At 44.2% G+C, this 4907-nt stretch carries 6 protein-coding genes; 2 read left to right on the forward strand and 4 right to left on the reverse strand.

What is annotated here, in order from left to right; all coding sequences use genetic code 11:
• Positions 1 to 116: 116 nt before the first annotated feature.
• Genes sbcD through petN form a run of 3 tightly spaced genes read right to left on the reverse strand, consistent with a single transcriptional unit; the run spans position 117 to position 1662 of the window.
• Positions 117 to 1370: an exonuclease subunit SbcD gene (gene sbcD, locus IM509_RS13375; protein ID WP_185237582.1), complete on the reverse strand. Its 1254-nt coding sequence runs from the start codon at positions 1368 to 1370 to the stop codon at positions 117 to 119.
• A 42-nt stretch (positions 1371 to 1412) separates the two neighbouring features.
• Entirely contained in the window at positions 1413 to 1556 is a 144-nt protein-coding gene (locus tag IM509_RS13380; protein ID WP_002736416.1) for a hypothetical protein, read from the reverse strand.
• 16 nt (positions 1557 to 1572) lie between these two features.
• On the reverse strand, positions 1573 to 1662 hold the full coding sequence (gene petN, locus IM509_RS13385) for a cytochrome b6-f complex subunit PetN (RefSeq protein ID WP_012265708.1): 90 nt from the start codon (positions 1660 to 1662) through the stop codon (positions 1573 to 1575).
• 85 nt (positions 1663 to 1747) lie between these two features.
• On the opposite strand from petN, the gene IM509_RS13390 reads away from it, so the two are divergent.
• Both IM509_RS13390 and aroB read left to right on the forward strand, forming a co-directional pair.
• Entirely contained in the window at positions 1748 to 2143 is a 396-nt protein-coding gene (locus IM509_RS13390; RefSeq protein ID WP_052277300.1) for a hypothetical protein, read from the forward strand.
• A 227-nt stretch (positions 2144 to 2370) separates the two neighbouring features.
• Positions 2371 to 3471, forward strand: coding sequence for a 3-dehydroquinate synthase (gene aroB / locus IM509_RS13395; protein WP_185237091.1), 1101 nt, complete (start codon positions 2371 to 2373; stop codon positions 3469 to 3471).
• On the opposite strand, the gene IM509_RS13400 is transcribed toward aroB, so the two are convergent.
• Positions 3448 to 4584: a geranylgeranyl reductase family protein gene (locus tag IM509_RS13400; RefSeq protein WP_185237090.1), complete on the reverse strand. Its 1137-nt coding sequence runs from the start codon at positions 4582 to 4584 to the stop codon at positions 3448 to 3450. The two genes, aroB and IM509_RS13400, sit on opposite strands and share 24 nt — an antisense overlap.
• Positions 4585 to 4907: the final 323 nt, after the last annotated feature.

A 4907-nucleotide genomic window follows, 5' to 3' on the forward strand; every position in this document is an offset into this window, starting at 1 on the left:
ATAACTGATAACTGATAACTGATAACTGATAACTGATAACTGATAACTGATAACTGATAACTGATAACTGATAACTGATAACTGATAACTGATAACTGATAACTGATAACTGATAACTAAATCGAGGTTTCTTCCTCTAGCCAAATTTCTGGCTGTTGATTTAATAAAAGCTGGGCTGCCTCTAACATATCATCAACAATATCCCGCAAATCTTTCTTATTATCGATATAAGCTTTTAACGCTTCCATCGGATCTAATTGATTACCCACCCCTAATTCCGGTAAACGGGGACGGGTTAATTGACTAATTAACTCAGCCCGAATACTATAACTATGGGCAGGTTTTAACGCCTCGTCAAGCTGATTGGTGTTGATTAGTTCTAATTGTTCACTGCGAATTTTATAAACTAAGCGGATAACTGCTTCCTGAATATCGTGTTTTTTGAGAGCTTTTAGCAATTCTTTTTGGGGGTTTTCTGCCTCAGAAACATCCACTTCGATGGAACGGAAAGTACGCACAGGTAAAGGACAAAATTCCCATTTAACCTCTCCTTTAGCCACTTCTATTAGAACATAGCCCTTATCTTCTTTTTCCTCGCTAAAATCCACTCGATCGATGCTCCCTGGATAGACAATGGGCGGATCATTGCTAGGATTAAGATTTTGATGTTTGTGAACATGACCGAGGGCAACATACTCAAATTGTGGACGATTTAGCAGCGATAAAGGCACAGTAAAACCTTTACCAACCGCTAAAAGTCTTTCTGCTCCTAAACTAGCTCGATCAGCCATTAAATGGGCTAATAAAACTGTTGGTACTCTTGTATCTAATTGGCGAATTTCTCCTTCTAAAACCGGTTCCAAACGGTTAATTAATAATTCATTTACCCCACTCAAGGATAAACCCTCGGTTTCGGGACGGGTTAAGAGAGTGGCGCGGGTTAACCAGGGTAAAGTAATTACTTGGATATCGCCGTTGCGGGTGGTGATGCGATGGGTGGTCAAGCGATCGCCAACAATAAACCCCGGCACCGCTAAGGTACGATAGATGGAGAGACTGACACCGCCATTACCATGAGAATGTTGATCGTGATTACCCACTAATAACACTGTTGGGATATTAGCATCGGCAAGACGACGGAATTGACTGGCAAAAGCTTCGTGAACAAAAGGAGGAGGAGTGGCATCGGGAAAGGCATCTCCCCCAAAAAGCACTAGATCCACAGGGGTGGCAATAGCCCGATCGATACAGAGGCTCAAACTGCCCATAAAATCCTCTAAACGAGTATTTAATCCCGTTTTTGGATTTAAACGTCCATGGGAAAAACCGCTCCCCATGTGAATATCCGATAAGTGCAGTATTTTAATCATAGTAAAGGAAAAACAGGCGTAATTAAGTACACCTGTTCAGGATTATTTTCCTAATTTTTTATCGCCATCTTGACGACGGCGATCGCGCCATTCTGTAGTCGTCAGGTAGAGAATGCCACCACTGACGATAACGAGGAGAATTAAGGCGACTAGAAAGAGAGTGTTGAGAATCAGAGATGTTTCCATGGTATCTATAGATTACCTAGAAACCGTTACGACCCCAAACCACCATGGCGATCGACCAAGTGAACAGGGCGAGAATGCTAACCCAACCAAGTGTCAAAATATCCATAATTGCCTTTGTTAAACGAAATACTTAGAAGATAACTACTCAACTTATAATACTTCATCAGTGACTCCGTTTTAGAGAGGCGATCGTGCAAATTACGCTCAAGGAAAGAATCGAATCCATACAGGTGGGGAGTATCTCGGCGCTGGCTTTCCTGGTTCCCTATCTGCTATTTTTAACTGTTGATCGACTATTTTTAGGGGAATCGATCACATTAATTGGCGCTTTTGTCAAGATATCCGGGGCGATAATTAGCGGGTTTCTCTTCGGTGTCACCTATCGTTATGTCGTCCGCAACGATGATAATCCCCATCTCAAAGATGGTACAGTGGCAGCTTTTGCCCTAGTCCGCGGCCTAGTTCCCCTACAATTATCCACAGACTTGATCGCTGACGCTTGGCAATTAAGTCTCTTTCTGGGAGAGAGCTTTATCTGTTTTTTATCCTGTCGTCTGCTCTTAGAGTTGACTAAGCTGCGTCAATAACCGACTCAGTTATCAGTTATCAGTTATCAGTTATCAGTTATCAGTTATCAGTTATCAGTTATCAGTTATCAGATTTAAGTTTTCAGTGAGCAGTATGTATTAAGTGAGCAGCATTAAATGGCAGTTTCCCACTGTCTTTTCACTGTTTACTGATCACTGTTTACTGATCACTGTTTACTGATTACTGTTTACTGATTACTGATCACTGAAACATCACCCCACACCCTATGGCTATTTGCATTCCCGTTAATTTACCCGATCGCTCCTATAATATTCTGATCGAGAAGGGCAGTTTAGCTAATCTCGGTGCAGAAATGAGCCAGTTAAACTTAGGTAAAAAGGTTTTATTGGTTTCTAATCCCGAAATTTTTGACTATTACGGACATACAGCCGTTAATTCCCTAGAAAAAGCGGGATTTGTCGTTTTTACTCATCTGATCCCCGCCGGCGAAAATTATAAAACCCTCGATTTGATCGCCGAAGTTTATGATAGCGCCCTCGCTCACCGTTTGGAACGTTCCTCGACTATGGTTGCCCTCGGTGGTGGTGTGATCGGGGATATGACGGGATTTGCGGCAGCCACATGGTTACGGGGCATTAATTTTGTCCAGGTTCCCACCACCCTGTTAGCCATGGTAGATGCTTCCATCGGGGGTAAAACTGGTGTTAATCATCCCCAGGGCAAAAATCTGATCGGGGCGTTTTATCAACCGAAATTAGTTCTGATCGATCCTAACGTGCTTAAAAGCCTACCCGTGCGAGAATTTCGGGCTGGAATGGCAGAAGTGATTAAATACGGTGTAATTTGGGATGCCGAGTTATTTCAACAGTTAGAAGACTCGGACAATTTAGCTAGTTTTTCTCAGATCGATGGCGAGCTATTGCAAACAATTATTACAAAGTCTTGCCAAGCGAAAGCAGATGTGGTATGCACAGACGAAAAAGAAGCGGGTTTGCGGGCGATCTTAAACTATGGTCACACGATCGCCCACGGCATTGAAAGTTTAACGGGATATACTAGCGTTAACCACGGGGAAGCGGTGGCCCTGGGGATGGTGGCGGCAGGAGCGATCGCAGTTAAACTGGGAATGTGGACCGCCGGGGAAAATCAACGTCAAACCGATTTAATCGAAAAAGCGGCCTTAGAAACCCATATGCCGCCTTTAAATGCCGATGAGATGGTTAATGCTCTTACTGCCGATAAAAAGGTTAAAGATGGCAAGGTTAGATTTATTTTACCAACGGCAATCGGCCAAGTTACCATTAGCGATCGAGTCACCCCCACCCTGGTGCGGGAGGTGTTATCACCAACCGAATCCGGGCAGTAAACGCTTTTTCAATTGTTGCATCGCTTGTTCCGTAACATCCCGGTATTTTAAATCTCCCACGAGAATACGTCCCATCAGTTGACCGGCGATCGGACGTTTAACGGCGACATTATAGGCGATTTGGGTAAATTGATAGAATAAACCAGCCAATTTGGCCGCTAAAGCCATATCTTCACCCCATTCTTCCCGAATTATCCGACTATAGCCCGCTAAAGCCTGATTATCTCCGGCTAAAGCTCGATCGATCGCCTCGGCTGCCTTAACTCCCGTCAAAATTGCCGGACGGATACCCTCACCGATGAGCGGATCGAGAATCCCCGCCGCTTCCCCTGTAATTAGGGCATTTTGGGCGTGTAGCGGTTGATTTCCGTTCCAAAGGGCTAAAGCATACTCACCATAGCGATAATCCTCTAAATTCCAGCCCTTTTGACGGGCATAATTTAACAGTTGTTTTTTCAGATCCTCGGATTTGATGCTGCCCTTAAAACAAGCACCACTAATTGTGTAACCATTAGACTTGGGAAAAGCCCAGATATAACCATTTTTTAGGGAACCAAAATCAAAAAAAGCTTTTTGGGGTGGAATAGTCGCTTCTGCGTTAGTAATTTCGAGAGTAGCACCGATCGCTTCGTTTTTCGCTGGTAATCCCAACCAGCGACTGGTATTGCCCCTAACACCATCGGCAGCAATCAGATATTTGCCTGAAAATGTTCCTTGGGATGTGGTAACTTGCCAGTGATCTTGGACGAATTTGATCTGGGTAACTTCGCTGTTATCTTGGATGGTTGCCCCGACTGCGATCGCCTGTTGACCTAAAAAATCATCGAAACGATCCCTTTGTACCATCCACATCGGTTCTAGCATATTTAACTTAGTGGTGACGGTATCCCCCTGTTTCCAAGTAAACTGTACTTGCGTGACGGTATTCTCGATCACGGGGGTAAAGTCAAAATCAAACCACTGCTTAATTGCCGGGGATACCCCCCCACCACAGGGTTTATAACGGGGTAATTTCGCTTTATCGAGGATCAGGATCGATCGTCCCTTTTTAGCTAGATGATAACCCGCCGTCGCTCCTGCTGGTCCCGCACCGATGATAATACAGTCGAACATTTGTATTAATTTAAGTCGTTGAACAAATTTATAGACAATTTACGCTATTTTGGGCAACTTATGTTTAGTCTGGTTTCTTGTCCCTTTCTCAGGCGGTTGAGCTTGCCTCTCTAGTTTCTAGCTGATTTATCCCCCAATTTCCCAGAGAGCCTAATCTCTGGCTTTTTTAGCTAATTGATCAATTAAGTAGCTGGTTATAATTAAATTAAAAATGGATTTTAGGTTCGATCCCCCCTGCCCCCCTTGATAAGGGGGGTGCCGATAGGCGGGGGGATCCCCCTTGATAAGGGGGGTGCCGATAGGCGGGGGGATCCCCCTTGATA

This window comes from Microcystis sp. M31BS1, from assembly GCF_020245285.1.
Classification (GTDB): Bacteria; Cyanobacteriota; Cyanobacteriia; order Cyanobacteriales; family Microcystaceae; genus Microcystis; species Microcystis panniformis.

Coding starts and splice junctions, on each gene's coding strand:
- IM509_RS13400 (WP_185237090.1), bottom strand. CDS start 4,584: ATGTTCGACTGTATTATCATCGGTGCGGGACCAGCAGGAGCGACGGCG.
- petN (WP_012265708.1), bottom strand. CDS start 1,662: ATGGATATTTTGACACTTGGTTGGGTTAGCATTCTCGCCCTGTTCACT.
- aroB (WP_185237091.1), top strand. CDS start 2,371: ATGGCTATTTGCATTCCCGTTAATTTACCCGATCGCTCCTATAATATT.
- sbcD (WP_185237582.1), bottom strand. CDS start 1,370: ATGATTAAAATACTGCACTTATCGGATATTCACATGGGGAGCGGTTTT.
- IM509_RS13380 (WP_002736416.1), bottom strand. CDS start 1,556: ATGGAAACATCTCTGATTCTCAACACTCTCTTTCTAGTCGCCTTAATT.